The organism is Pseudarthrobacter sp. CCNWLW217 (genome assembly GCF_037203985.1).
Classification (GTDB): Bacteria; Actinomycetota; Actinomycetes; order Actinomycetales; family Micrococcaceae; genus Arthrobacter.
This window is the reverse complement of record NZ_JBBCBT010000008.1, coordinates 44,726-67,921: the sequence shown is the minus strand read 5'-3', so window position 1 is coordinate 67,921 and position 23,196 is coordinate 44,726. Positions and strand designations below refer to the sequence as shown.

The 23,196-nt window shown below is 62.4% G+C and carries 21 protein-coding genes; 17 read left to right on the top strand and 4 right to left on the bottom strand.

All coding sequences use genetic code 11. From position 1 onward, the window contains the following. Window positions 1-35: 35 nt before the first annotated feature. Entirely contained in the window at window positions 36-1,058 is a 1,023-nt protein-coding gene (locus V9L18_RS10925; RefSeq protein ID WP_337347189.1) for a LacI family DNA-binding transcriptional regulator, read from the bottom strand. Window positions 1,059-1,249: 191 nt separating this feature from the next. Between V9L18_RS10925 and V9L18_RS10920 the strand changes: the two genes are divergently transcribed. Then, complete coding sequence (locus tag V9L18_RS10920; protein ID WP_337347188.1) at window positions 1,250-2,497, top strand: ROK family transcriptional regulator; 1,248 nt, start codon at window positions 1,250-1,252, stop codon at window positions 2,495-2,497. 5 nt (window positions 2,498-2,502) lie between these two features. Here V9L18_RS10920 and V9L18_RS10915 read toward each other — a convergent pair whose 3' ends face one another. Further along, on the bottom strand, window positions 2,503-3,375 hold the full coding sequence (locus V9L18_RS10915) for a carbohydrate kinase family protein (RefSeq protein ID WP_337347187.1): 873 nt from the start codon (window positions 3,373-3,375) through the stop codon (window positions 2,503-2,505). Between the two features lie 316 nt (window positions 3,376-3,691). Here V9L18_RS10915 and V9L18_RS10910 point away from each other — a divergent pair, with 316 nt between their 5' ends. From V9L18_RS10910 to V9L18_RS10890, 5 genes are all read left to right on the top strand, one after another. Further along, window positions 3,692-5,551, top strand: a complete 1,860-nt coding sequence (locus tag V9L18_RS10910; protein ID WP_337347186.1) for a vWA domain-containing protein — start codon at window positions 3,692-3,694, stop codon at window positions 5,549-5,551. Window positions 5,552-5,623: 72 nt separating this feature from the next. Beyond that, on the top strand, window positions 5,624-6,436 hold the full coding sequence (locus tag V9L18_RS10905; RefSeq protein ID WP_337347185.1) for a hydrolase: 813 nt from the start codon (window positions 5,624-5,626) through the stop codon (window positions 6,434-6,436). A gap of 182 nt (window positions 6,437-6,618) precedes the next feature. Then, window positions 6,619-6,771: a hypothetical protein gene (locus tag V9L18_RS10900; protein WP_337347184.1), complete on the top strand. Its 153-nt coding sequence runs from the start codon at window positions 6,619-6,621 to the stop codon at window positions 6,769-6,771. Window positions 6,772-6,843: 72 nt separating this feature from the next. After that, complete coding sequence (locus V9L18_RS10895; protein ID WP_337347183.1) at window positions 6,844-7,674, top strand: endonuclease/exonuclease/phosphatase family protein; 831 nt, start codon at window positions 6,844-6,846, stop codon at window positions 7,672-7,674. A gap of 127 nt (window positions 7,675-7,801) precedes the next feature. Then, window positions 7,802-8,824 carry a DUF808 domain-containing protein gene (locus V9L18_RS10890; protein ID WP_337347182.1) on the top strand — a complete coding sequence of 341 codons (1,023 nt, stop codon included), beginning with the start codon at window positions 7,802-7,804 and terminating at the stop codon, window positions 8,822-8,824. A gap of 312 nt (window positions 8,825-9,136) precedes the next feature. Here the strand turns inward: V9L18_RS10890 and V9L18_RS10885 are convergent, their stop codons facing one another. Further along, a complete protein-coding gene (locus V9L18_RS10885; protein ID WP_337347181.1) occupies window positions 9,137-9,484 on the bottom strand; it encodes a cupin domain-containing protein in 348 nt (115 codons plus the stop codon). 192 nt (window positions 9,485-9,676) lie between these two features. Here V9L18_RS10885 and V9L18_RS10880 point away from each other — a divergent pair, with 192 nt between their 5' ends. From V9L18_RS10880 to V9L18_RS10830, 11 genes are all read left to right on the top strand, one after another. Continuing rightward, window positions 9,677-10,372 carry a haloacid dehalogenase type II gene (locus V9L18_RS10880; RefSeq protein WP_337347180.1) on the top strand — a complete coding sequence of 232 codons (696 nt, stop codon included), beginning with the start codon at window positions 9,677-9,679 and terminating at the stop codon, window positions 10,370-10,372. Window positions 10,373-10,390: 18 nt separating this feature from the next. Beyond that, window positions 10,391-10,876, top strand: coding sequence for a RidA family protein (locus V9L18_RS10875; RefSeq protein ID WP_337347179.1), 486 nt, complete (start codon window positions 10,391-10,393; stop codon window positions 10,874-10,876). Between the two features lie 25 nt (window positions 10,877-10,901). Beyond that, window positions 10,902-12,008 (top strand): alanine racemase, encoded by a 1,107-nt coding sequence (locus tag V9L18_RS10870; RefSeq protein ID WP_337347178.1) that lies wholly within the window; start codon window positions 10,902-10,904, stop codon window positions 12,006-12,008. 70 nt (window positions 12,009-12,078) lie between these two features. Next, window positions 12,079-12,813, top strand: coding sequence for an SDR family NAD(P)-dependent oxidoreductase (locus V9L18_RS10865; RefSeq protein ID WP_337347177.1), 735 nt, complete (start codon window positions 12,079-12,081; stop codon window positions 12,811-12,813). 35 nt (window positions 12,814-12,848) lie between these two features. Beyond that, window positions 12,849-14,255: an NAD(P)/FAD-dependent oxidoreductase gene (locus V9L18_RS10860; protein ID WP_337347176.1), complete on the top strand. Its 1,407-nt coding sequence runs from the start codon at window positions 12,849-12,851 to the stop codon at window positions 14,253-14,255. Between the two features lie 161 nt (window positions 14,256-14,416). Next, window positions 14,417-15,610 (top strand): FAD-dependent oxidoreductase, encoded by a 1,194-nt coding sequence (locus tag V9L18_RS10855; RefSeq protein WP_337347175.1) that lies wholly within the window; start codon window positions 14,417-14,419, stop codon window positions 15,608-15,610. A 66-nt stretch (window positions 15,611-15,676) separates the two neighbouring features. Then, complete coding sequence (locus tag V9L18_RS10850) at window positions 15,677-16,339, top strand: GntR family transcriptional regulator (RefSeq protein WP_337347174.1); 663 nt, start codon at window positions 15,677-15,679, stop codon at window positions 16,337-16,339. A gap of 27 nt (window positions 16,340-16,366) precedes the next feature. Next, window positions 16,367-17,017: a GntR family transcriptional regulator gene (locus V9L18_RS10845; RefSeq protein ID WP_337347173.1), complete on the top strand. Its 651-nt coding sequence runs from the start codon at window positions 16,367-16,369 to the stop codon at window positions 17,015-17,017. 113 nt (window positions 17,018-17,130) lie between these two features. Then, window positions 17,131-17,784, top strand: a complete 654-nt coding sequence (locus tag V9L18_RS10840; protein ID WP_337347172.1) for a GntR family transcriptional regulator — start codon at window positions 17,131-17,133, stop codon at window positions 17,782-17,784. A 119-nt stretch (window positions 17,785-17,903) separates the two neighbouring features. Then, complete coding sequence (locus V9L18_RS10835; RefSeq protein ID WP_337347171.1) at window positions 17,904-20,828, top strand: FAD-binding and (Fe-S)-binding domain-containing protein; 2,925 nt, start codon at window positions 17,904-17,906, stop codon at window positions 20,826-20,828. A 605-nt stretch (window positions 20,829-21,433) separates the two neighbouring features. Further along, window positions 21,434-22,204 carry a winged helix-turn-helix domain-containing protein gene (locus tag V9L18_RS10830; protein WP_337347170.1) on the top strand — a complete coding sequence of 257 codons (771 nt, stop codon included), beginning with the start codon at window positions 21,434-21,436 and terminating at the stop codon, window positions 22,202-22,204. A 48-nt stretch (window positions 22,205-22,252) separates the two neighbouring features. Here V9L18_RS10830 and V9L18_RS10825 read toward each other — a convergent pair whose 3' ends face one another. Beyond that, window positions 22,253-23,185: a LysR family transcriptional regulator gene (locus V9L18_RS10825; RefSeq protein WP_337347313.1), complete on the bottom strand. Its 933-nt coding sequence runs from the start codon at window positions 23,183-23,185 to the stop codon at window positions 22,253-22,255. Window positions 23,186-23,196: the final 11 nt, after the last annotated feature.

Genomic DNA, 23,196 nt, shown 5'->3' with positions numbered 1-23,196 from the left:
GAACTTCGAACTGGGTGGGGCGATGGGAAGATAATTCAGCTGCCGGGGGGTGTGCGGAGCGTACTGGAACGGTGCGTAATGACCGTGGGTACCAATTGCAGGGATTCGGTTGGTCCCTGCACATTGGCTTCGAGGAGTTCGCAAATGAGCTTTACTGCCCGGCGCGAGACCTCGGCCGGACGGAGGTCAATGGTGGAGAGAGGAATGGGCTGGAGTTCAGCAAGCGTGGGAGTGGCGCTGCCGATGACCGAGACGTCTTTGCCGGGAGTTAGCCCGCGGTTCGACAGTGCCCGTCGCAGTACGTCCTGAACCGTGCCATCAGGAGCAATAAACGCGGGCACGCCCGTGGTTTCGGCCAGGGCCTTGTCCACGGATTCGGCAAGGACATCGCGGTCGGTGCCGCCTGGCAGGTGGAGTACCTTGACACCCAGGCTCTCCCCCGCCTTGTCGGTGCCGGACATGAAGCGTTCCACGTAATTCACGTGCCGGTCTACCACTTCCCGCTGCCAGTCAAGGACGGAGATCACCGTGTGGCCCGCTGCGGCAAGGTCCCGAACGCACTGTTCGCCGGCCATTTCAAAGTCGGCGTCGATGCAGACCAAACCGGAAGGGTCATGCGGGATGCCAATCAGGACCACAGGTACGTGGAGGCTTCGGACCACGGGCAGCCGCTCGTCGTCGCCCTCTACCTGCATGAGAATCAAGCCATCACAGATCTGCTGGCCCACCACGCGCTGCAGGCCTGGTGCACCTTCGTCCTCCGTGACCAGCAGGATGTCGTGATCGTAGAGGCGTGCGGTATTGGCGATCACGGAGACGAACTCCATGATCGAGGCCATGTGCAACTCAGGTATGAAAGGAATGACCAGGCCAATGACACGGGTCCTGCGGCTGGCCAGCGCGCGGGCTCCGGCGTTCGGCTGGTAGGTCAGCTGCTGAATGGCATCCTCCACCTTTTTCCGGGTCTTCTCGGAGATGGGCCGTTTGCCACTAAGAACGTAGGAGACCGTGCTTTGCGCAACGCCGGCGGCCTGGGCAACGTCCTTGCTTGTGGGCATGGCCTGGCCTTCCTGTGCTCTCTGCTGAACGGTTCCTGACGCATCGATACGCTTCGTCGATGCGCATCGACCAGTAGTATGGCATGGGTCACGTTGCTGCGCAAGGGTGGCCGGCGAGCCCTGAATTTAATTCATGACTAAATTTAGTCGGCCAGTATTGTGGGACGTACCCGGAAGAGAGGTCCACACCAATGTCGTCCGTGATCTCCGCACCGGAGCCACAATTGCTGCGCAGGGTAAGCAACAGCGCTGTCCTCGACTTCATGAGGGCTTCTCGCGCAGTGACAGTCACCGAGATCATGAAGGCAACCGGGCTCGCACGCGCCACTGCCATATCGGTGTGCGAGGAACTCGTGGAACGTGGCTGGATCAGGGAGCTTGAGAACCAGCGGGCTTTTGGCGAATACCGGAAGGGTCGGCCCGCCCGCCGATTCGAGCTCAATGAAAGTGCCGGTTTCGTCCTGGGCGTGGACGTAGGAATCGCCAAGGTCACGGCGGTGGTGTCAAATCTCCGAGGGCAGACAGTCGGACGATCCAGCCAGCCATTCCCTGGTGTCCGGATCACTGCTGAGGACCGCATTCCCGGGACCCAGATTACTGCCGGAGAACGCCTTGCCATCATCGATCAGACGGCCATGACGGCCCTTCAGGATGCAGGTGCCTTAGCCGACATGGTGCTCGCCGTGACCATTGGCATAGCAGCACCCGTTGACCGGAACGGGGACGTGTTGGCCACCCAACACTTCTGGGAACTGTTCGACCTGGACATCAAAACTGCTTTCAAAGACCTCCGCGGCTGGACCGTGCTGCTGGAAAACGACGCAAACCTTGCGGCCTTGGGCGAACGCTGGCACGGCGAAGCTGCCGGACTCGACGACGTCGTTGTGATCCTCTCCAGCGAACGCTTCGGTTCGGGAGTGATCGATGGCGGGAGGCTCCTTCATGGCAGCCATGGCGGCGCCGGGGAACTGGCATTCCTCAAGTACGTCGAAGGTGTGGGCAATACCTTTGGCATCGCCCTCATGGCCCGGACCTGGGCCTCTGAAACCCTCGCCGGCAAAACCAGGTCATCCCTGCGAAAGCACCCACGTGAGGAAATCAGTGCCGAACATGTATTCGCCGCGGCCGCAGAAGGAGACGCCCTGGCACTAAGGATTTTGGACCGCCTCGCCGACAGGATGGCCAGAGTCATCGGAGCCGTGGCCACAATCTTCAACCCCGAACTCGTGGTCATTGGCGGCGCTGTGGCAAAGTCCGCCGGAGTACTGCTTGGACCCATCGCGGAACGGCTGGGCGAATTTACCGCGACTCCGCCCCGGATCGCGGTTTCCCCCTTGGGTGAGTCAATTGTTGCTGTCGGAGCCATCAGGAGCGCCCTGGACTATGTCGAGAAAAACAGCCTGGACCTTAACCTCCGCGTGCCGAGCGCGGCTGAATGAGCGAATCATGCCTTAGCGGTGGAGGCCAGTCCGAGCACAGGGTGTAGGTGTTGACTCTCAATGGCAACGCGGGACTGGGCCGCTGCTGCCTTGAGGGCATCCCCCACTGACGCACCGTGAAGGGTCGCAGCCACGAAGCCGGCCATGAACGCATCGCCGGCGCCGTTCGTATCCACCACATCAGCGGGAACTGCGGCAACCTCATGCTTCGTCCCATCCGCTTCCAGCGCCAAGGCACCTCCTGCCCCGCGGGTGCATACAGCCAGGTAGGGGCCCTGCTCAAGGCAGGAGCTCATGAGCTCCCAAGGATCGCCGGTTCGGTCGTCATTCATGAACACGTCGTCGGCGGCACGCAGGAACGGCTCATGGAACGACGACGATCCGCTGTAGTCGTGGAGGTCCACCCACAGTGGGGTCTGCCGGACCTCATCGCGTTCCAGCAGGAGTACGCCGAGCTCGCTCAGGTCAATCACGGCCAGATCGGCGGCCGCCACCAGGGCGCCGGCAGCTTCGAGGTCGACTTCGGCAGGTGTGGAAGGGACCGAAACGTAAATGGAGACCCGGCCGCCGCTGTCAGTCATCAGGTTGACGTGGCGCTCGGTCCGTTCCGACGCGATTGCTTCGAAGGTGACACCGGCCTTCGTCAGCGCGCCGCGGACCAGGCCGCCGTCGTCGTCCGCCCCAAGAGGCGAGCACAAGCGCACACTGATGCCTAGATCCGCAAGGTGCAGAGCCTTGCCCGCCGAGGTACCCCCAAGCGTCTGCCAGGAGCGCCGCGCGAACTGCATGTGCGGGACGGGCTCCGGAAGGTGATCAAGGAGGATGAGCTGGTTCCACCAAGCAGGCCCGCACACGACGACCGTGGGGGAAATGGACATCCCCTACTCCTGCCTGGCGGCAAAAATCATGCTCCCTGCGGTTGTTCCGCCCGGCACTGTCGGAATGTACTTCAGCAGGCGAAGCGTTGGGGGGGCGCAGTGACAGCTGGCCAAAATCCGGAACCCACAAGTTTCCATCAAAAATCCGAATCCACACACTCACTTTTCGCCCGTCGGGGTTATCCTCAAAGAGCGTATCCAGTTGCGGGGGCATCCGGGCGGGGGGCTAGGCGCACCCGCGGTGTGACTGCCGCGGGCCAGTTTCATATTGTGCATCCACACCGGGGAAACCCGGCGGATTTCAAAGGAAACGAGCATGGGCCGTCGACACGCAGCAACTGACCCCACCTACCCACGCTGGATCTGGTACGTCGCGGCCGCTGTCGTGGCAATTCTCATTGTTGGCGGTGCCTTTGTGCTGCGAACCCTTATTTACCCGGACCGTTCAGGTGGGGGTTCCGCGGGAAATGGCAACACGCCTTCAGCTGAACCCCTGCAACAGGACAGTCCTGCCGCCGTGGCCGGGACCTCCCCCTGCATTACCTTGAACATCCTCACGTCGCTGGAGAACGCAGAGATGGTCCGGGCCCTGGCAGCCGGGTACACGGCAAAACCCCGCAGCGTTGACGGCAAGTGCGTGACGCCGGCCGTGACCCAGGAAAAATCCGGGACCGCTGCCGGCAAGGTTGCGGCGGAGCTCCCCGGCGTTCCCGCAGGCGACAGACCCGTGATCTGGCTGCCTGACTCCTCCGCGTGGCTGCGGATCGCTGGGGACAGCGCCGGTGGAGGTCCTGTCCCGCAGGAGGGAACCAGCCTGGCCCGGAGTGCCATCGTAGTGGCCATGCCCGAGACAATGGCTAAGGCCCTCGGCTGGGACAGCAAACCGCCGTCGTGGTCTGAAGTGTTCAGGATGGCCGAGGACCGTGACGTCTGGGAGCGCCTCGGCCACGGCGACTGGGGAAAGTTCAAGTTTGGCAAAGCCAGTCCGCTCGTCTCGACGTCGGGACTGATGGCCCTGGCTGCCTCCTACGGTGCCGCCGGCGGCAGCCCGGGTGGCTTGGACGACATGGACCTGGACGCTCCCTCCCTGGTGGGAAAAGTGCGCGCCGTCGAACTGGGCACCAGCCACTATATGGCCACCCCCGAGCACTTCCTGTGGCACGCCAGGGAGGCTGACGACGCCGGGAACGTCTCGGAATTCCTCTCGGCCGTGATCGTCGATGAAAAATCTGTCTGGGACTACAACAGGGGCGTGGTCAGTGAGGATGGAATTACGAAGCATCCCGGCCCCGCGCCCAAGGAGCCTCTCACTGCCATCTACCCACAGGACGGCGTGCACGTGGCGGACAACCCCGCAGTAATCCTTGACGGAGACTGGGTGGGGAGCCAGCAGCGCCTGGCTGCCCAGGATTTCATCGCGTTCGCCGTGACGGAACAGGGTCAAAACGTTGTCATGGCATCCGGGTACCGGACCATCCAGGGCAAACTGGATACCGGCGTGGCGGACACCGGCCGGTACGCGCAGACGCTCCAGCCGCTGCCACTGCCCAAGAGGGAAGCGCTTGTAGCCATGCAGGACAGCTTCCCCGATGTCCGCAAGCGGGCCAGGGCCCTGTTCCTGCTGGACGTCTCGGAGTCCATGGTGCAGGAGCCCGGCGTGACCAAGCTGCAACGGGCCAAGGATGCCGTCCAGAAGGCACTGGGTCATTTCACGGGTGAGGATGAGATTGGACTGGCCGCCTTCTCCCACGTGGGCGACGGTCCCCTGCAGCCAGGCATCGTCAGCCCGGTAGCCCCGTTCAAGACCAACAAAGATGACCTCCTCAACAAGCTCAACGCGCTCCAGGCCGTGGACGCCACGCCTCTTTTCGAAGCGGTGAGCCGCTTCTCGGGCGATCAGGCAAAGGACTACAAGGACACCTTCATCAACACCATCGTGCTTTTGAGTGACGGCAAAAACGACACCACGCACCCCGGAGACCTAAAAGGGATCTCCCAGCAGCTGAGCCATCAGAACCACTCGACGCCGGTGCTCGTCTTTACGCTCGCTTACGGGCCCGACGCCGATGTCCCTACTCTGCTGGAAATCGCCAGGGCCAGTGGGGCGCACTACTACGACGCCACCGATCCGAATAGGCTCGAAGAGGTGCTGGGCGAACTGGTGACCAGTTTCTAGGTGTGATGCGAAATGCGATTCCACCGCTAAGCGGAACAGCGAGCACCAGGAGATAGCAAGAAGGGACCAACCATGCTGATCTGCGCAACCTGCGCCGTGGAACGCGACGAACCTGCCCCGAAGCTCTGCCCGATCTGCACCGATGAACGGCAGTATGTGCCCGAGGACGGACAAAAGTGGCTCACACTGGCTGGGCTGGCGCAGGAGGGGCAGCAGACAGTGCTGAAAGAGAACGAGCCGGGTCTTAGCGGAATCATGACGAAGCCGAAAGTCGGAATCGGCCAGACCGCCCAGCTCGTTACGACACACGAGGGTTCACTGCTATGGGATCCGATCGGGTATGTCGATGACAGCACTCTGAAGGCCGTACTCGAACGAGGCCCTGTCCTGGCTATCGCCGCCAGCCATCCCCACATGTTTGGTGTACAGGTCGAATGGTCGCATCGGCTCGGGGGCGTCCCGGTGCTTGTGGCAGATGCAGACCGACGATGGCTGGGGCGCCGTGACCCTAGTATCAAGTACTGGTCCGGCACCCAATCCATCGCCGAGGGCTTGACGCTACACCAGACCGGGGGGCACTTCCCCGGCAGCGCGGTGGTGCACTGGGCTGCAGGAGCGGGCGGCAGGGGGGTCTTGTTGACCGGCGACAGCGTGTATCCGAATCCCGATCGAATCTCCATCTCCTTCATGCGCAGCTACCCGAATCATCTGCCGCTTTCCGGTGCCGTGGCGTTGCGGATAGCCGGGCAGTTGGGAGAGCTCAGATTCGACCGGATCTACGGCAACTTCAACAATGTCATCGCGTCAGGAGCCAAAGCCATCCTGCACGAGTCCGCGCAGCGGCATGATGCCTGGGCGCGAGGTGACTTCGACCATTTGACCTGAAATCACTCGTGGAAGGCGCCGCGGAGCAGGCTCTCGCGTGGCACGAGGAATAGGGCTAGCCTGACGCACATGGCGCAGACAGCCTCACCCGCACGTGCGTGGATCGGAACGATCCTCTTCCTGCTCCTGGCCCCCGGCGTCATCGCGGGCCTCATCCGCTGCTGTGCGGCAGTTGGTGGCTGGTGCTCTACGCCATCATCGTCCTCACCATGGTCGTCGGGTTCGTGAAAGGCTACGAGGAGCCGACCCTCACCCGCACTTACGGCGAGCAATACCTCAACTACCGCCGCCACGTCCCAGGGTGGTGGCCGCTGCTCAAGCCGTGGCGGGAGTGACCGTGCCTGGAATGGATCTCTGGCGTCGAAAAGGGCTGGCGCAGATTGATGTCCCGTGGGCACCATGGGTGGGTGACCCCTGTCCAGGACATACCACCACACTTCTACGGCCAGCTGATCGAGACGACCGTCAGGGTAGTCGCGTGGAATGTCTGGGGGCTGTACGGTCCTTGGGAGGCGCGTGAGGCCGCGATCATCACCACGTTGGCAAAGGCCCGCCCCGACATAGTCGTGCTGGCCGAGTCGTGGGCAAAAAGCCAGGATAGCCAGTGCGCTCGGCTGGCAGGCCCGCTGGGGCTGCCGCACTATGCCTTCAGCGGTGTCACCGCGCAGGAAGACGACTCCGCGCTCTCCGGCGTAGCGGTGATGTCACGGTGGCCAATCAGCTCCAGAGCCAGTACATCTTTCGGTGACCTGCGCGTGCAGCAGGCCGAGCTTGCCGGCCCTCGCGGACCGATCCAGGTCTATGGCGTGGTCATGGATGCATGGTGGCTCGATGAGAGTCACGAACGCCAGGAAGCGGTCAAGGGCCTGCTCCCGGAGGTGCACGCCGCGCGGGACGATCGAATCCCCCTCATTGTCTGCGGTGACTTCAACGCCGATCCTGACAGTGACGAAGTACGTATGATGACCGGCCGGGCAGCGGCGCCCGTCCAAGGGGTGGCTTTCTATGACGCTTGGGAGGTGGCCGGCCCAGGCGGCAAAGGCTGCACGTGGTCCAACAGCAACCCCTGGGCCACACAACTGCTGTGGCCGGACCGTCGGATCGACTACATCTTCACCGCGGCACCTCGGCGCGGCGGAGCCGGCCACCCCCGCTCCGCGGCGCTGATTGGGACCACTCCCGTGCACAGGGTGTACGCATCGGACCACTTCGGTGTGCAGGCCGACGTCCGCTACTGAGCAACCATCATCGCCACGGGAGCCCGCTCCGACACAGCGACTCGTATAATCTGAGCATGCCGATCACGCGCCTCAAGCGAGGCCTCCATGCCCAGCAGTCCATTCTCGAGCAGTGCGGAAGTAACCTGTGAGCGGCGGTCTGGTCGCCCTGCTGGACGACATCGCAGCCCTTGCCCGCATAGCGGCCGCCTCGGTAGACGACGTCGCGGCCGGAGCAGCCAAGGCGGGAGCCAAGGCCGCCGGCGTGGTGATCGACGATGCCGCCGTGACGCCGCAGTACGTGTCCGGGGCGGACCCGTCCCGCGAGTTGCCGATGATTAAGAAGATCTTCTGGGGCTCGCTCCGCAATAAGCTGCTGATCATCCTGCCCGCACTTCTTCTCGTCAGCGCGTTCGTCCCATGGGCCATTCCGTTCATCCTTATGCTGGGCGGCACCTACCTCTGCTACGAGGGCGCAGAGAAGGTCTGGCACAAGCTCCGCGGCCACCACGAGGACGAAAAAGCGCCTGCGGTTGAGCGAGGCCCGGAGGCGGAGGCCAAGGTCACCAAGGGCGCCATCACCACCGACTTCATTCTCTCCTGCGAAATCATGGTCATCTCGATGAACGAGGTGGCTAATGAGTCCCTGTGGGCCCGGGCCCTCATCCTGGTCGTCGTTGCGCTCGTCATCACGGTGCTCGTGTATGGTGCCGTCGGATTGATCGTCAAAATGGACGACATCGGCCTGCACCTGGCCGCTAAAGATTCTGCGGGGTCCAAGCGCTTCGGCGAGCTTCTCGTCAGAGGGATGCCCGCTGTGCTGACCGCGATAACCCTCGTCGGAACCATCGCCATGCTGTGGGTGGGTGGCCACATCATGCTGCAGGGAGCACACGATCTCGGCTGGCACGCGCCGTATGATCTGGTCCATGCCCTGGAGCACCCGCTCGTCGGGATCCCGGTGGTAGGCGGCTTCCTGGCATGGCTGGTCAATACCTTGTGTTCTGCCGTCCTCGGGCTCGCCTGGGGCCTCGTGGTCGTGGCTGTCGTTGGCCCACTGCTAAAGGTGCTGCCTTTCGGCAAAAAGAAGAAGGGGCACGAGGAAGGAGACGTTCGCGCCGTGGTTTCCGGCCACAAGCCGGGTCAAGGCCAGACCGATTCCACCACCTGACCTAGAGCCTCCGGATAGCCGTCCGACCCCCATGACGAAGTAGGCCGTCAAGGCTGGCAGAACGTCGCCGTCCAGGTCCCCGCCTCGACTGACTAGTCCCGTAGAAGGCGAAAGCGAGTCCGGCTTGACGAAGTTCGATGCTCCCCACAGCGTTCACGGTGAGTCCAGCCCTGACCTGAGAGATCCTCGCCCGTATGGCTGCTAGAGCCCGGTCGATGACGCGATGATCCTGCTGGGGTGCCGGAGAAGTGAACGGGCCGTATCCCTCATGAGGGTACGGCCCGTTAGCCTAGCGTCAGGTTCAGACGGGGATCAGTCGAAGCCGTGGCTGTAGACCTTGCGGATGGTCTCGGTAACATCCCAGCGGCCCGACCAGCCCTTGGGCTGCACAACAACGTCGCCGGCAGAGACTTCGTAGACGTTGCCGGTGGCGCCATCCGTGACGGTCACGCGGCCGCTCACGATGTAGCACACCTCGGTGTCCTCGCGGGGGGTTATATTCCAGCCGCCCGGCTGGCACTCCCAGACGCCCGTCTTAATAGCGGTGTCGAACTTAAGGATCGACGTCTGCGGGTCACCCGAGTCGTAGCCGGCACGGTGGCCGTTAGGTTCGAGCTCGCCCTGAATTTTGGCTGCCGGGACATATACGTATGGACGCATGATTTTTCCTTCCACTGGATCGTGAATTGTTGACAATCGTACTCCATGGCTCGGTGGTGCGTCTATCCTGGCTGCAACCCGGGCACCTCGGGGAATTTCGTTGACAATCTACTGACCGTCGGAGTATCGTCGACAATCGACAGCACGTCATAGCCTTTCGTCGACAATCGACGAGCATAACTGGAGGACCACATGGCATTCGAATTCGAAACCAAGCCGAAGTTCGTTACGTTCGACATGAACGGAACGCTGATCAAGTTCGCTATCAACGATGCGATCCGTGAGGTACTGGGTGACCGGTTGCCGTCTGAGATCGCCGATGATTACCTGCGGGCCTGCAAGGCGTACCGCATCGATGAGTGCACGGGCGAGTACAAGCCGTTTCACCAGATTGTCGCCGACTCGATGGAACGCGCCTCGCGTCGGCTCGGTCTGGAGTTCCGTGCGGCCGACGCACGGGCGGTTTATGAGATTGTCCCCTCTTTTGGCCCGTACCCGGGTGTCACCGAGGCATTAAACCGCCTGGCTGAGGAACTCCCGCTGGTCATCATCACGAACAGCGACACCGCCCATGCTGTGCGCCTTGCGGCCAACCTCAAGGCCCCGTTCGAGGTCATCATCAGCGCCGAGCAGATGGGCATGTACAAGCCGCGGCTCGGTGCGTTTGAGTACATGTTCGACAAGCTTGGCGTGACGCCGGATGAGATCGTCCACGTCTCCGCGAGCCCGATGTACGACCACCGCCCGGCGGCCATTATGGGTATCAAGAACAAGGTGTATGTCGACCGCGGCTTCGAGCACGACGAGCACTGGCTCGGCTACGAGCGGATTACCGATATCGCCGATCTCCCGGTCCTCTTCGGCCTGCCGCGTCCTGCTGACTCCTAACAGAAAACTGAGTAAAAGATGAGTCTGCCACTACCTCCAACTGTAAAGGGCGACTCGGCTTCAGATCGTCTCGATGCCCTGGGTCTGGATCTCCCCGTCCTCGCAGAAAATGCGTACTACGTGGATCACCGGACGGTGGACTCGAGCATCCACATCTCCGGCCAACTGCCGTTCAAAGACGGTGAGCTGCTGGGCACGGGGGTTGTGGGCCGGGACGTGGACCTGGAGACGGCGCGGGAGCTCGCGCGCCATTGCGCGCTGAACTGCCTCGCCGCCGCTGTGCAGGCGGTGGGAGATCTGGACCGGGTCCGGATCGTGCAGATGCTGGTCTTCGTGGCCAGTCCGCCGGACTTCGGTTTGCAATCCCGTGTCGCCAACGCGGCCAGTGAACTGCTCATCGGAGTGTTGGGTGAGAACGGTCGTCATGCCCGCACCGCGATCGGTGTTGCCGGGCTGCCGCTGAACACTCCTGTAGAGATCCAGATGATCTGCACTGAGGCGTAGGTCGTTGAACAATGAGGAGTACAGCGTGAACCGCATTCAAGGAGCACTCGAGGCGCTCGTCGAACGGATCGACACCCCCGCACCGATCGTGCTGGTCGATGTGATGCAGGAGAACATCGACCGGATGCAGGCCTTCGCCGCCCGGAACAACCTGGACGTCCGGCCGCATGTCAAGACGCACAAGTGCGTCGAAATCGGTCGGCGCCAGGTTAGGGCAGGGGCGGTCGGAATCACGGCGGGCAATGTGGGTGAGGCCGAGGTCTTCGCCGCGGCCGGGTTCGACGACATCTTCCTCGCCTACCCGATCTGGCCTTCGGGAACGAAAGGGAGGCGGATCCGGCGGCTCGCCGAGAACACCCGGCTGCGCGTCGGCGCGGACAACGTCGCGGCGATCAATGGCCTCGCCGACGCGATGGGCGCAGAACCTGACCGGCTGCAGGTCGTGATCGAGGTCGACTGCGGTGCCCGCCGTTCCGGAGCTCCTGCCGAGGCCGCCGGCGACCTCGCCCTCGCCGCCCGCAACCGCGGCCTGGTCCCGGCGGGCGTCTTCACCTACCCGGGTCACGGCAGCGCCGGTCCGGACGCCCGCAAGGGTGCGGTCAAGGATCAGGACACCGCGCTCATTGCTGCGGTGCGCAGCTTCAACGCAGCTGGGGTCACCGCGGAGGTGGTCAGCGCCGGGTCCACTCCCACAGTGGAGTTCTCCACCAGCAGCGTCATCACCGAAATCCGGCCGGGCGAGTACGTGTTCAACGACCTGAACAACGCCAGGCTCGGCGCCTGCACCGAAGATCAGATCGCGCTGTTCGTCGCCGGCACCGTGGTCAGCGACTGGATCCCCGACCAGGTCATCCTCGACATCGGCACGAAAGCCCTCGGCCGCGAAGGCAGCCCCGAGCGCGGCTACGGCGGCATTGCCGGCACCTCGGCCGTCCTGTCCAAACTCAACGAATACCACGGATTCCTCCCGCTGCCCGCGGGCGGGTTCCGCCCCCGGGTAGGGACCGTGCTTCCGGTGGTCCCCAACCACGTGTGCCCGGTGGTAGTCAATTTCGAGGAGTACATCGTCACCGACAGCACAGGCACATCACTGGAACGGTGGCCGGTCGATGCCCGTGGATTCCTCAACTGACCGATCGCGGACGGCAACTTCCTCCCCTAGCTACTACCCAAGCAACCTAACTCACGATGGAGTGACTGACATGAGACTTGATAGGACCACAGCCCTGGTCACCGGCGCCAACAGCGGAATCGGGCAGGCAGTATGCTCCCACTTCCGCAACGAAGGTGCCCGGCTGCTGCTCACCGGCCGCAGAGAGCACCTCGACAGCGCCCAGCCCGAGGATCTATACGTCCCGGGAGACCTCAACGACGAGGCGTTCGTCGAAAGCCTCGCCCGCCAGGCCGCCGAATCCTTCGACACCGTGGACGTCGTCGTTCTTAACCACGGCCTGCAGGTCAGCGGCCCGCTCACTGAGATGGCGTACGAGGATGCGAGGAACGTGCTGCACAGCAACCTGCTCAGCTCCTTCCTGGTGATGAAGCACTTCGCGCCGCTGATGCCGGCTACGGGTGGCTCTTTCGTCCTCGTCAGCTCCCGGCTAGGCATGGTCGGCAAGGCCGATGAAGTCCTGTACTCCGCGGCCAAGGGCGGCCTGATCATGCTCGCCAAGGGCGCGGCGATCGAATGGGCGTCACGCAACATCCGGGTCAACGTCGTCGCACCGGGCCTGACCGCCACCCCGGTCATCGAAGCATCGTTCCAGCGCAGGGACGACCCCGAGGCCTACCGTGCCCAGCGCGAAGGGCAGATCCCGCTGCAGCGCCTCGCGACCCCCGAAGAGATCGCCGACGCCATCCTCTTCATGGCCTCGAAGGAATCGTCCTACATCACCGGAGCGGTCCTGCCCGTCGACGGCGGATACACCGCCGCCTGAATACCTCAACGCTTCACAGAGAACGAAGGACAACCATGACAGCCCTTGCGGCAACACCCCGAAACGGAGAGCTCGGCTTCTGGATGGCCGGACTCGCGGACACCAGGCCCACCTACCCCCGCTTCACCGGCCAGGACTCTGTAGACCTGGCAATCATCGGCGGCGGCTACACCGGCCTGTGGGCCGCGTACTTCGCCAAGAAACTCGAGCCATCACTCAAGGTCGCGGTATTTGAGGCAGAACAGATCGGCTACGGCGCCTCCGGACGCAACGGCGGCTGGCTCTCAGCAATGCCCCCAGGAAACCGGGCCACCTTCGCCCGCGCATCCGGCGGAGGGCTGGACGCGAGCCGGGCCCTGCAGCAGGAATTTGTCGCCGGCGTTGATTCCGTCCTGGATATTCTCCAGGCCGAGGGCATTAACGCGGATCAGCACAAGGGCGGCGCGCTCGTCGCCGCACACACCAAAGCGGGGCTGGGCAGGCTGGTAGCCAGGCGTGATGCCGACTGGAAGTACGGGCTGACCGAAGACGATGTCCATATGCTTGACCGGGACGAGTTCCAGAGCCAGATCAACATCTCCACCGTCCATGGCGGGCTCTTCTACAAACATTGCGCCCGCATTCATCCGGCGAAACTCGTCTACGGCCTCGGCGAGACCTTGGCCTCCATGGGGGTCAGCATCTACGAAGGCAGCCGGGTGGACAGCATCGACCGAACGACCCTAAAACTGGCCAACGGACAAATGACGGCTGCCAAAACGTTCGTCTGCACCGAAGGGTATTCCGGACAGCTTCTTGGCAGCAGGACCCTGATCCCGATCAATTCCTCGATGATCGTGACCAAGCCTCTGTCCGAAGAAACGTGGCAGCAGATCGGATGGAATGGGCCCCAGTGCCTTAACGACTCCGCACACACCTTCATCTATTCGCAGCGAACAGCGGACGGCCGCATCGCCATAGGCGGCCGCGGTAAGCCCTACCGCTACGGCTCCGGCACAGGAGGCAGCGGTTCAACACCCCAGTCCACCATTGACCTGATCTCCACAAAGCTCCGCTCCTTCTTCCCCGGCATCCCCCTCGAAGTGGACCACGCCTGGTCCGGAGTCCTGGGCGTCACCCGTGACTGGAACGGCGGCGTGCAATGGAACCAGGCCAAAGGGATCGGATCGTCCACCGGTTACGCCGGACACGGCGTCACCGCAGCCTACGTCGGCGGCCGGACCCTCGCGGAACTGGCCTTCGAGAAGGAAACAGAACGGACCACACTTCCCTGGGTCGGCTACCGTGCACGGAAGTGGGAACCTGAACCCCTCCGCTGGCTCGGCGTCCACGGCATGTACCGGCTCTTCGGCATTGCCGACCAATGGGAAGAACGCAGGGACTCCACCAAAACCTCACTCCTGGCCAAATTCGGCAGCAGACTCGCCGGACTACATGAATAGTCCGCTCAGCGAAACTCTCACCACTACCCCATTCGAAGGGAAGCACCTTGAAAACCATCAACAAGATCCAGACGGCAGCTGAGGGCCTCGTGATGGAGCGCAGTGACGCCAATCCCAAGGAAGCCAAGACCCAGGCGCTCCCGGAAAAGGTGCTCTAGGCCATGGACGGAAAATTGGCTGTCATAGGCCTGGGCAGCATCGGAAGCATGGCGTTGTGGCAGGCATCGAACCTGACCGACTCCGTCACCGGTTTCGAGGCGCAGTCCCCTGCTCACGGCAGAAGCGCCGTGGGCGGTGATACCAGGCTCTTTCGGATGATCTACCGTGGAGTACCTGACCTCTACCCCATCCTGGAACGCTCACGTGATCTCTGGGGTGAACTGGAAGCTGAAACCGGGCAGGACATCCTCATCCGCTGCGGCGGCCTGTCCATCGGCACCGCCGACGGCCCGTACATCCGCAGCCTCCTGGAAACCGCCCGTACCAACAGGGCTGCCCATGAGATTCTCAGCCGCGAAGAGATGGCAGAACGCTACCCCCAACACAACCTCCGCCCAGATGACTGCGCCGTCTATGACCCGAACGCCGGGGTCCTGCGCACCGACCGTGCCGTCACAGCCGCCATTGCTGCGGCGGAGGCCAATGGCGCAACCGTCCACACCAACACCCCGATCGACAGCATCACCGAAACCGAAGACGGCGTTGTCATCACCTCCGGAGAGACCTCCTGGACCTTCGAGAACGTCATCGTCTCCTCGGGCGGCTGGTCCCAGCGTCTGATGCCCAACTACCTCAAAGCCGCAACGCAGACCAAGCGCGTCTTCCTGACCTGGTTTGTTGCCCACGACGCAGCCCAGTTCACCCCGGAAAAGTTCCCCACGTTCAACCGGATGTACCAGGACCGCTCCATGTATGGAGCACCTGCCGTCGACGGGGTCACGGTCAAAGCCACCCTTGACGGCCGCGGCACAGCAACACCGGACCCCGACGGTTTCCGCAGGGAACTCTCAACAGCCGAAATCGCCGAGACCATTGAAACGATCTCGGAATTCATCCCCGGCCTCATCCCGACGATCGTCCGCTCCGATGCCTTCCCGGACCTCTACACCACGGACCAGAATCCTCTACTGGGGTGGCTCAGCAAGTCACGCAGGATCTATTGCGCCACCGGCTTCTCCGGGGGCGGATTCAAGAATGCCACCGGGTACGGCCACATTGCCGCGTACGAAGCGCTCCGCAAACAGTCATTCACAGGCCTGGAATTCGTACGCCCGGAACGGTTTAAGACGAGCCAGGCCAACCCGTCAGCCAGCAGCAACAGCAATCTAGCCAACGCGCATTACGCCGAAAGATGAGATAGGTGGATGTCAATGGCGGCACCAGAAAGACCCCTTGCATTGGAAGGAAGACCCACTGCGCAGGTGATCGCTGACCACTTGCGGGATCAAATCGTTCAGAGGTCCATCCGGCCCGGGCAACAGATCAACGAATCCTTCCTGGCGGAACAGCTCAACACATCCAGGGGTCCCCTCCGGGAAGCCCTGCAGCGCTTGTCCCAGGAAGGGATCCTGATCAGCCGGCGCAACTACGGAGTGTTCGTCAAGGAGGTCGAAACGCATGACCTAAGGGAGATCTACGCAGTTCGGGAGTCCATCGAATCCGCGGCCGCCAACAGGCTGCTGGACAGCAGCCCGAAACAGATCAGTGAAACCTGCGAAGTGCTGAAGGAAATTGTGGGCGAAATGGCGAAGCAAGTGCCTGCTTCCGACTGGCAGACCATGGCAGGGCTGGACATGCAGTTCCATTCAACCCTCGTTGAAGGCGTGGGAAATTCCCGTTTTATCCGCATTTACAAGACACTTGCCGCTGAATCACGAATGTGTATCTTCGACTTGGACGTTTCCTACCCAAGGATGGACGTTCTGGTACAGGAACACCAAAACATCCTGGATCTCTTGAAGGCAGGCGACAGGGATGGCCTGCTCAAGGCCATCAGGGGGCATCAGCAACAGGCCACAATTCAGCGGAAGCCCTCAGCGTCTGACAGCTTCCGCTGCCGGGAGCACGACGGGCGCCTTGTATAATCGACAATCGACAAGGGAGGCGGCACGATGGACCGCAAGTTCACATGGCAACAGCAGCGGACCACGACGCCGGACGGCGTCTACAGCGTGCTGCGTACAGCCATTCTGGACGGAACTGTGCCTCCAGGTGGGCAGCTGCGCGAGACGCACATTGCTGCCGATCTCGGAATCAGCCGGTCCCCGCTGCGTGAGGCGCTGACCCGCCTTGAAGAAGAAGGTCTGGTGGTGAAAATCCCCTTCCGGGGATCCTTCGTTGTGGAGGTCAGCGCCCGCGACGTCGCCGAAATCGCATCAATCCGTTTGCTTGTTGAGCCTTACGCTGCTGAACTCTCGGCCGAAACGTTGCGCGGTACTGAGCGGCTGCGGTTGAAGCAAACCATCGAGGAGCTTTACCGGGCCACGGACACCAACGACATTCCGGCCAGCATTGACGCTCACCTGCGCTTCCACAGGCTCTTCTACGAATATTCGGGGAACTCCGCCCTGCATGCTCTGTGGAACGGTTGGGAGAACAAGCTGCGTCTCTACTTCTCTGTCGACCATCGGACTTACAGCGACCTCCATGAAATCGCCGTTGAGCACGAGAGACTAGCCGCACTTGCTTTGGAAGGTGACTTCGAGGGTTTCCGTCAGGAGACTGTCCGTCAGTTCCACAATGCGCTCCGCGCCGAAAGTTAACCAAACCAAACCCTGACTTGCGAGACTGGCATTGCTCTTCTTGCGCCGTCGTCACTGTTACTTCGAGTCTCCGCGTCTTCGGAAAAAGTGTATAGCTGTTATACAGTTTTAGGGTGACGATCAATGAAGCCGTGACAGTAGCCGACGCTGTCCGTACCCGGCTTGAACGCAGCCTCCTGGCCGGAGACTACTCAGCGGGAGCCCACATTAAGGACAGCCACGTGGCACAGAAGTTGGGCGTGGCGAGGCCCACTGCGCGCGTTGCTGTACAGGCTCTCATCGCTGACGGCTTCCTGGAACGTGAAACCGGGCGAAGTGCAAGAGTCCGCCTTTTCTCCGTCCAGGATGTCGCAGACATCTTTCGCGTGCGCCGGCTCATTGAATTCGACGCGGTCCGCTCGGTCTGCCAGGGCGCGGACACGGAGCCGATCCGGGCATCCTTGGCGAAGTTTTCCGAGGTCAAAGGTGATCAGGATTGGGAGACCGCCGCACAGGCTGACATGGGCTTCCATGCAGCAGTCGTGGCAGCCGCAGACTCGCCCAGGCTGAGCAGACTCTTTCAGACTATTTCCACTGAAATCCGCCTCCTCATGGCACTTCTTCGGCCGCGGTACCCCCACGTATCGACACTTCATGATGAACACACTGTTCTTTTGGATGCTCTTGTCGCCGGCGACCAGGATCACGCATTGCAGCTTTGGGCGGCCCATTTGAACGACGCCGAAGCGTTCCTGAGCACCAGAATCCGGGAGGAACCCTCCCGATGACACTGGATCGGCACGGCCGCCCGCTCACGATCATGGGCGTAATTCCCACGGGCACGCTCCATCAAGTGCCTTTCGATTCATCAGCACCGTTCCATGAAAACCCCAGTGGAAAGCACGCCATGCAGTCAAATTTCACCGCCCCGGAACATACCCCGGTCCTGGAAAGACTCCAGGCAGCTGGAGTGCCCGTGGAAGCCTCGGGTCACCGGCTGGCCGCATACTCCTACGATGCATCCAATTACCGGATCCCGCCGATTGGTGTTGTGTTTCCGCGCAGCGTCGACGACGTCGTCGCCATCATAGCGGCGTGCCGGGAAACCGACACTGCCCTGATAAGCCGCGGAGGCGGGACGTCCATGGCTGGAAACGCCATCGGCCCGGGAATTGTGCTGGACTTCTCACGGCACATGAACCGGATCATCACCATCGATGAGTCGGCAGGAACGGCAGACGTCGAAGCCGGTGTTGTCCTTGCCCAGCTCACCCGCGAAACCGAACGCGCAACGGGCGGAAGCCTCACTTTTGCTCCCGACCCGTCCTCAAAAAACCGTGCCACCATAGGCGGCTCAATCGGAAACGATGCGTGCGGCAACCACTCTGTCCGCTACGGTCGGACCTCTGATCACGTCCACGAGATCGACGTCGTCACCTCCGATGGCGCCCTCCTTACCGCATCAGCCAAAGGCGTCCGGGCTACCAACCCGTCAGACGCTTACTCTGTATCCCGGGCGTTCCAGTTGGGCGAAGACCTCAAAACGCTTGCCCAGGAGAACCTTGCTGCTTTCCGTCGCGAACTTGGACGTATCCAGCGCCAGGTTTCCGGTTACCACCTTGCCAACCTGCTGCCGGAGAACGGCCTGAACGTTGCCAGGGCATTGGTCGGCACCGAAGGAACCTGCGCCGTCGTCGTCCGTGCCCGCATGAAGCTCGTCCCCAAGCCATCCAGCGCACTCTTGGTCTGCCTCGGCTATGCCGACGTCGTCGATGCCGCCAAAGACATCGAGACCGTCCTTGAGTTCTCCCCCGCAGCTGTCGAGGGCATCGATGAGGCCATCGTTGATACCATGCGGCTGCGCCGCGGCGACGATTCCGTCCTGGGGCTTCCCCTGGGCAAGGCTTTCCTGTACGTAGACCTTGACGGCGACGATCCGGACGAAGTGGCCCGCCAGGCTGCCCTGATGCTGGAACGGCTGGCAGCGAACGGCCGCTTGGTCGATGGTTGCGCGGTTCCGGACCCCGCTGAACGCGCTTCCTTGTGGCGGGTGCGGGAAGACGGCGCAGGGTTGTCGTCAAGGCCCGCCAGTGGCGGGGAATCACTGGCCGGCTGGGAGGACTCAGCCGTTGCCCCGCAGAACCTTGCAGCCTACCTGGCCGACTTCCGGACGCTCCTGGATGACTATGAGCTGACCGGGATCATGTATGGACATTTTGGGGCAGGCTGCATGCACATCCGCATCACCTACGATTTGCGCACGGAAGAAGGCCGCAGCGTATTCCGCAAGTTCACGCAGGCCGCCGCCGAACTTGTTGTCCGCCACGGAGGCTCCCTGTCCGGAGAACACGGCGACGGACGTGCCCGCTCAGCACTGCTTGCGCAGATGTACTCGCCCGGTATTCTCGCCGCGTTCGAGGAATACCGCAGGCTTTGGGATGAGGCCGGGATCCTGAATCCGGGTTCCATCACCGATCCGGATCCGTTTGACGCCAATCTGGCTCTCGAGGGGGTTCCCGAGCGTGAATGGAGGACGCACTTCGAACTCAGGCCCGTCGAAGCCGCCGCAGCCGGAGCCGACCCCTGGGTGCATGCCGTCCAGGCTTGCATCGGCGTCGGTAGATGCCGTTCAGCCTCCGGCGGAGTGATGTGCCCCAGCTTCCGCGCAACAGGGGACGAGAAAGACTCGACGCGAGGACGGTCCCGGGCGCTCCAGGACATGGTTCGAGGTGCCCGGACCATCAACGAGGGCTGGAAGTCCGAAGATGTCCGTGAGGCATTGGATCTGTGCTTGGCCTGCAAGGCCTGCTCCAACGACTGTCCCGCAGGCGTAGACATGGCCAGCTACAAATCGGAGTTCTTCTCGCACTACTATGAGGGCAAATTGCGGCCCATGTCGCATTTCTCCCTTGGCTGGTTGCCACGTTGGCTCAAACTCACCACTCTGATCAGCCCGGTGGTAAACCTGGTTCTGGCCAGCCCGCTCGGGAACGTCGTGGCCGCTGCCGGTGGCCTCACCACCAAAAGGAAGATGCCGAAGTTCGCTTCCCGGAAGATGCTTCGCGATGCCCTCGCCCCATACGCCACCCATTCCAAGACGGCCGACGCCGTGCTGTTCGTGGACTCCTTCACCAAGGGCTTCAGGCCAGAGGTGGCCGGAGCAGCAGCCCGGGTCATGGAAAGCACGGGAAGGCAGGTCGGCTGCGAATCCGACGCCTGTTGCGGCCTCACCTGGATCTCAACGGGTCAACTCGACACCGCGAAGAAGCTCATGAGCAAGGCCGTGGCGAAGCTCGATGACGGCAGCGATGCACCGATCGTCGTTATCGAACCAAGCTGCGCCGCCGCGCTGAAGAAAGACGCGCCGGAACTGCTCGGCACCGAAGCCGCCGACCGTGTATCCCAGAGGATCCGCAGCTTCGCTGAAGCGGTGAAGGAATGGGTTGACGCAGGTTGGGTGCCACCGGCCGTACCCACCGACGTGACTGTGCAGACCCACTGCCACGAGTACTCGACGTTCGGGGCTACCGTCCAGCGCAAGGCACTGGCCGCCCTCGGCGTCGCCAATGTCATCGAGGCAACAGGCTGTTGCGGCGTCGCCGGCAACTTCGGCTTCGAAGCCAACCACTACGACATCTCCATGAAGGTCGCGGAACAGGCACTGGCTCCCGCCCTCGCCACGACTGCCCAGGACACGCCGGTCCTCGCCGACGGCTTCAGCTGTGCGATGCAGGTCAAGCAATTAGAGCCGGAGCGCAAGAGCCTTCACCTTGCCGAACTCCTCGATCCGATGGGCTCCCGACGGCGGCATCCACACCACAGTGATCGTTAGGACCCCATCCGGGGTCTCTCCCTCATGCTGTGACCTTTGAAGATTTCCATGAGGTCCGCAACGCGTGCTGGTTTCCGTTCCTCCCACAGCGATGCAGGTCCTTCCAGTCTGCGGGGGGCCAGTTTAGACTCACGCCGCTTAGCCATTGCGGCCCTGGCCGTTGGATACGGCCTAGCCACGCTGGCATTGATCAGCACGCTGGGGTTCATACCCACAGCGGTCCAGCAGCTCTCGAGGTAGTGCCCGCGTCTCGTCACAAACGCGCCCCTCCCGTCATCTGAATATGATTCTTGACACCCCGAAGCTGCTCTCCTAGTCTCGACAAACGGCGCGCGTCGACAACGCACATCGAGTCCTTGTTTGCCAGCTTCTCCTCGAATAGACCGGGTCAGTGCAGCGAAAAAGGACCTTGCCGCTAGCCCCGCCCCGCACCCAGTGGTGGAACACGAAGACGGTCACATCCAGCGTCTTTGGGGTGCTCCACCGAAGCTCCCGACCTCACAGGGCGGCGCCATCCACACGGGGCCATGGATCCTTCCCGCCTGCACCATAGTGCCGTAACCCGATGCCCCCGTACGGCTATTTCCTTTGAGCTAGGACATACAATGCCTATCCAAGCTGAACAATTCAACATTCCTGCCCACATTTTGGCATTGACCGACGAGCCACGCCCTCTGGTGGGATCAATGGGACAAAGCATGTCCACAACGGTTTTGCCCGTGGTAGAGGGAACCAGACGGCAAGAAGACGATCAACAGTTCCACTACGGACCATCAGGTGAGCAATCAGCCTGGGGTTTCGCCCTTTACGTGGGCGTCGATGAATCAGCAGCCCAAGCAGCCGGAACATCAGTTTCGGCAGTGGCCCGGGAGACGTGCGTGTTTGGACAGTTCCTGGTTGGCGGGTTGGAGATCCATGCAACGGTGGCACTCGGGCCAGCAAATGCTCGCGGAGGTGCACTTGAGAGTGTGTTTGCTGCTCTCGGTGATCCTAGGCGGCACTTCGGGCAACTGCCAGCCAAGGAGGAACCGGCAGGTGGCGAAGCGCAAGCCTGGAACGTGGGGGTGGTGATCGATGTATCAAGACGAAGCGTGCATTTGGACGGTGTCCCCGTGCGCCTGACGCCCGTGGAATTCAGCCTGTTGACCTACCTTATGGGCGCAAGCATGAGAGCCGTGGGCAGGCAAGAACTCCTGTGCCACGTCTGGAGCGACGGCGCCAGCATTCCGAGCGACCGCACCATTGACGTGCACATTCGCCGGCTCCGGAACAAGCTGGGGCGATTTTCCAAGTCCATCCGGACTGAGCGAGGTGCTGGATACCTCTTTCACGCCCATCCGGAGATTCGCCTGTTCACACCGGAGTACGTGATTTAGGGCGCCAAGAGTCCGGTTAGATTTCCTACCACTGCTCTTGGTGCGATTTCAGAGATCGTCTTCGGGCCGGGCGGCGAGGATACGATCGGCGCTGACCTGCAGAATGCCGAGCGACTCCTGGATCAGGGGCGATGCAATGCTGCCCCTTCGCACTGCAGCGACAATACGGCGGGTGGGCTTCCCTTTGCCGGTAATGCGCAGTCGAACGACGTTTTCGGCACTACGAAGTGGCGCCAGTCGCGGCAGCAGACCCACGCCCAGCCCCGCACCAACGAAGGCGATCTGGGTTTCCCATTCAACGGCCTCATGGGCAATCCGCGGTGTCACACCCACTGCTGTGAACGCCGCAGTGAATAGCGAGTGGTAGGTGGAACCGGCGGTCTCGGTAATCCACGGTTCCGATGCCAATTCTTCGAGCGTCACCGTTTCCCGCGATGCCAACGGATGGTTGGAGGGGATGATGACGTCCAGGGGATCGTCGAGCAGAACGGTCTGCTCGAAACGCGGATCGTCCTCAACATAGGTTTCGGACTGCATGGCGACGATGACCGCGAGGTCGATCCGCTCGGCAACCAACAAGTCGAAGCAACGGTCCGGGTTGGCCTCGAGCACCTGCACCTGGAGCTGGGGACGTGTTGAGCGCAGGGTGGCGGCCAGCGGCGCGAGCAACTGGGCGGCCGCAGTGGAGAAGCCGCCGAGGCCAAAATGAGACTGCACCTGGTCGCCGGCCTCCATGGCCGCGGCGCGCAGGCTCTCCCATTCGGCAATGAGGGTGTCCGAGCCCGCCACGAGAAAACGGCCAGTGGCCGTCAACCGCACACCCCGACCGTCCTTCGTCAGCAGCTGCATTCCAAGCACGCGCTGGAGCTCCCGAAGTTGCGATGAGACGGCGGAGGGAGAATACCCTGTGAGCTCCGCAGTTGCGCCAATGGTGCCGCATCTGGCAAACACCCGAAGTGTGATGAGTCTTGCATCGATCATGCACCCATTGT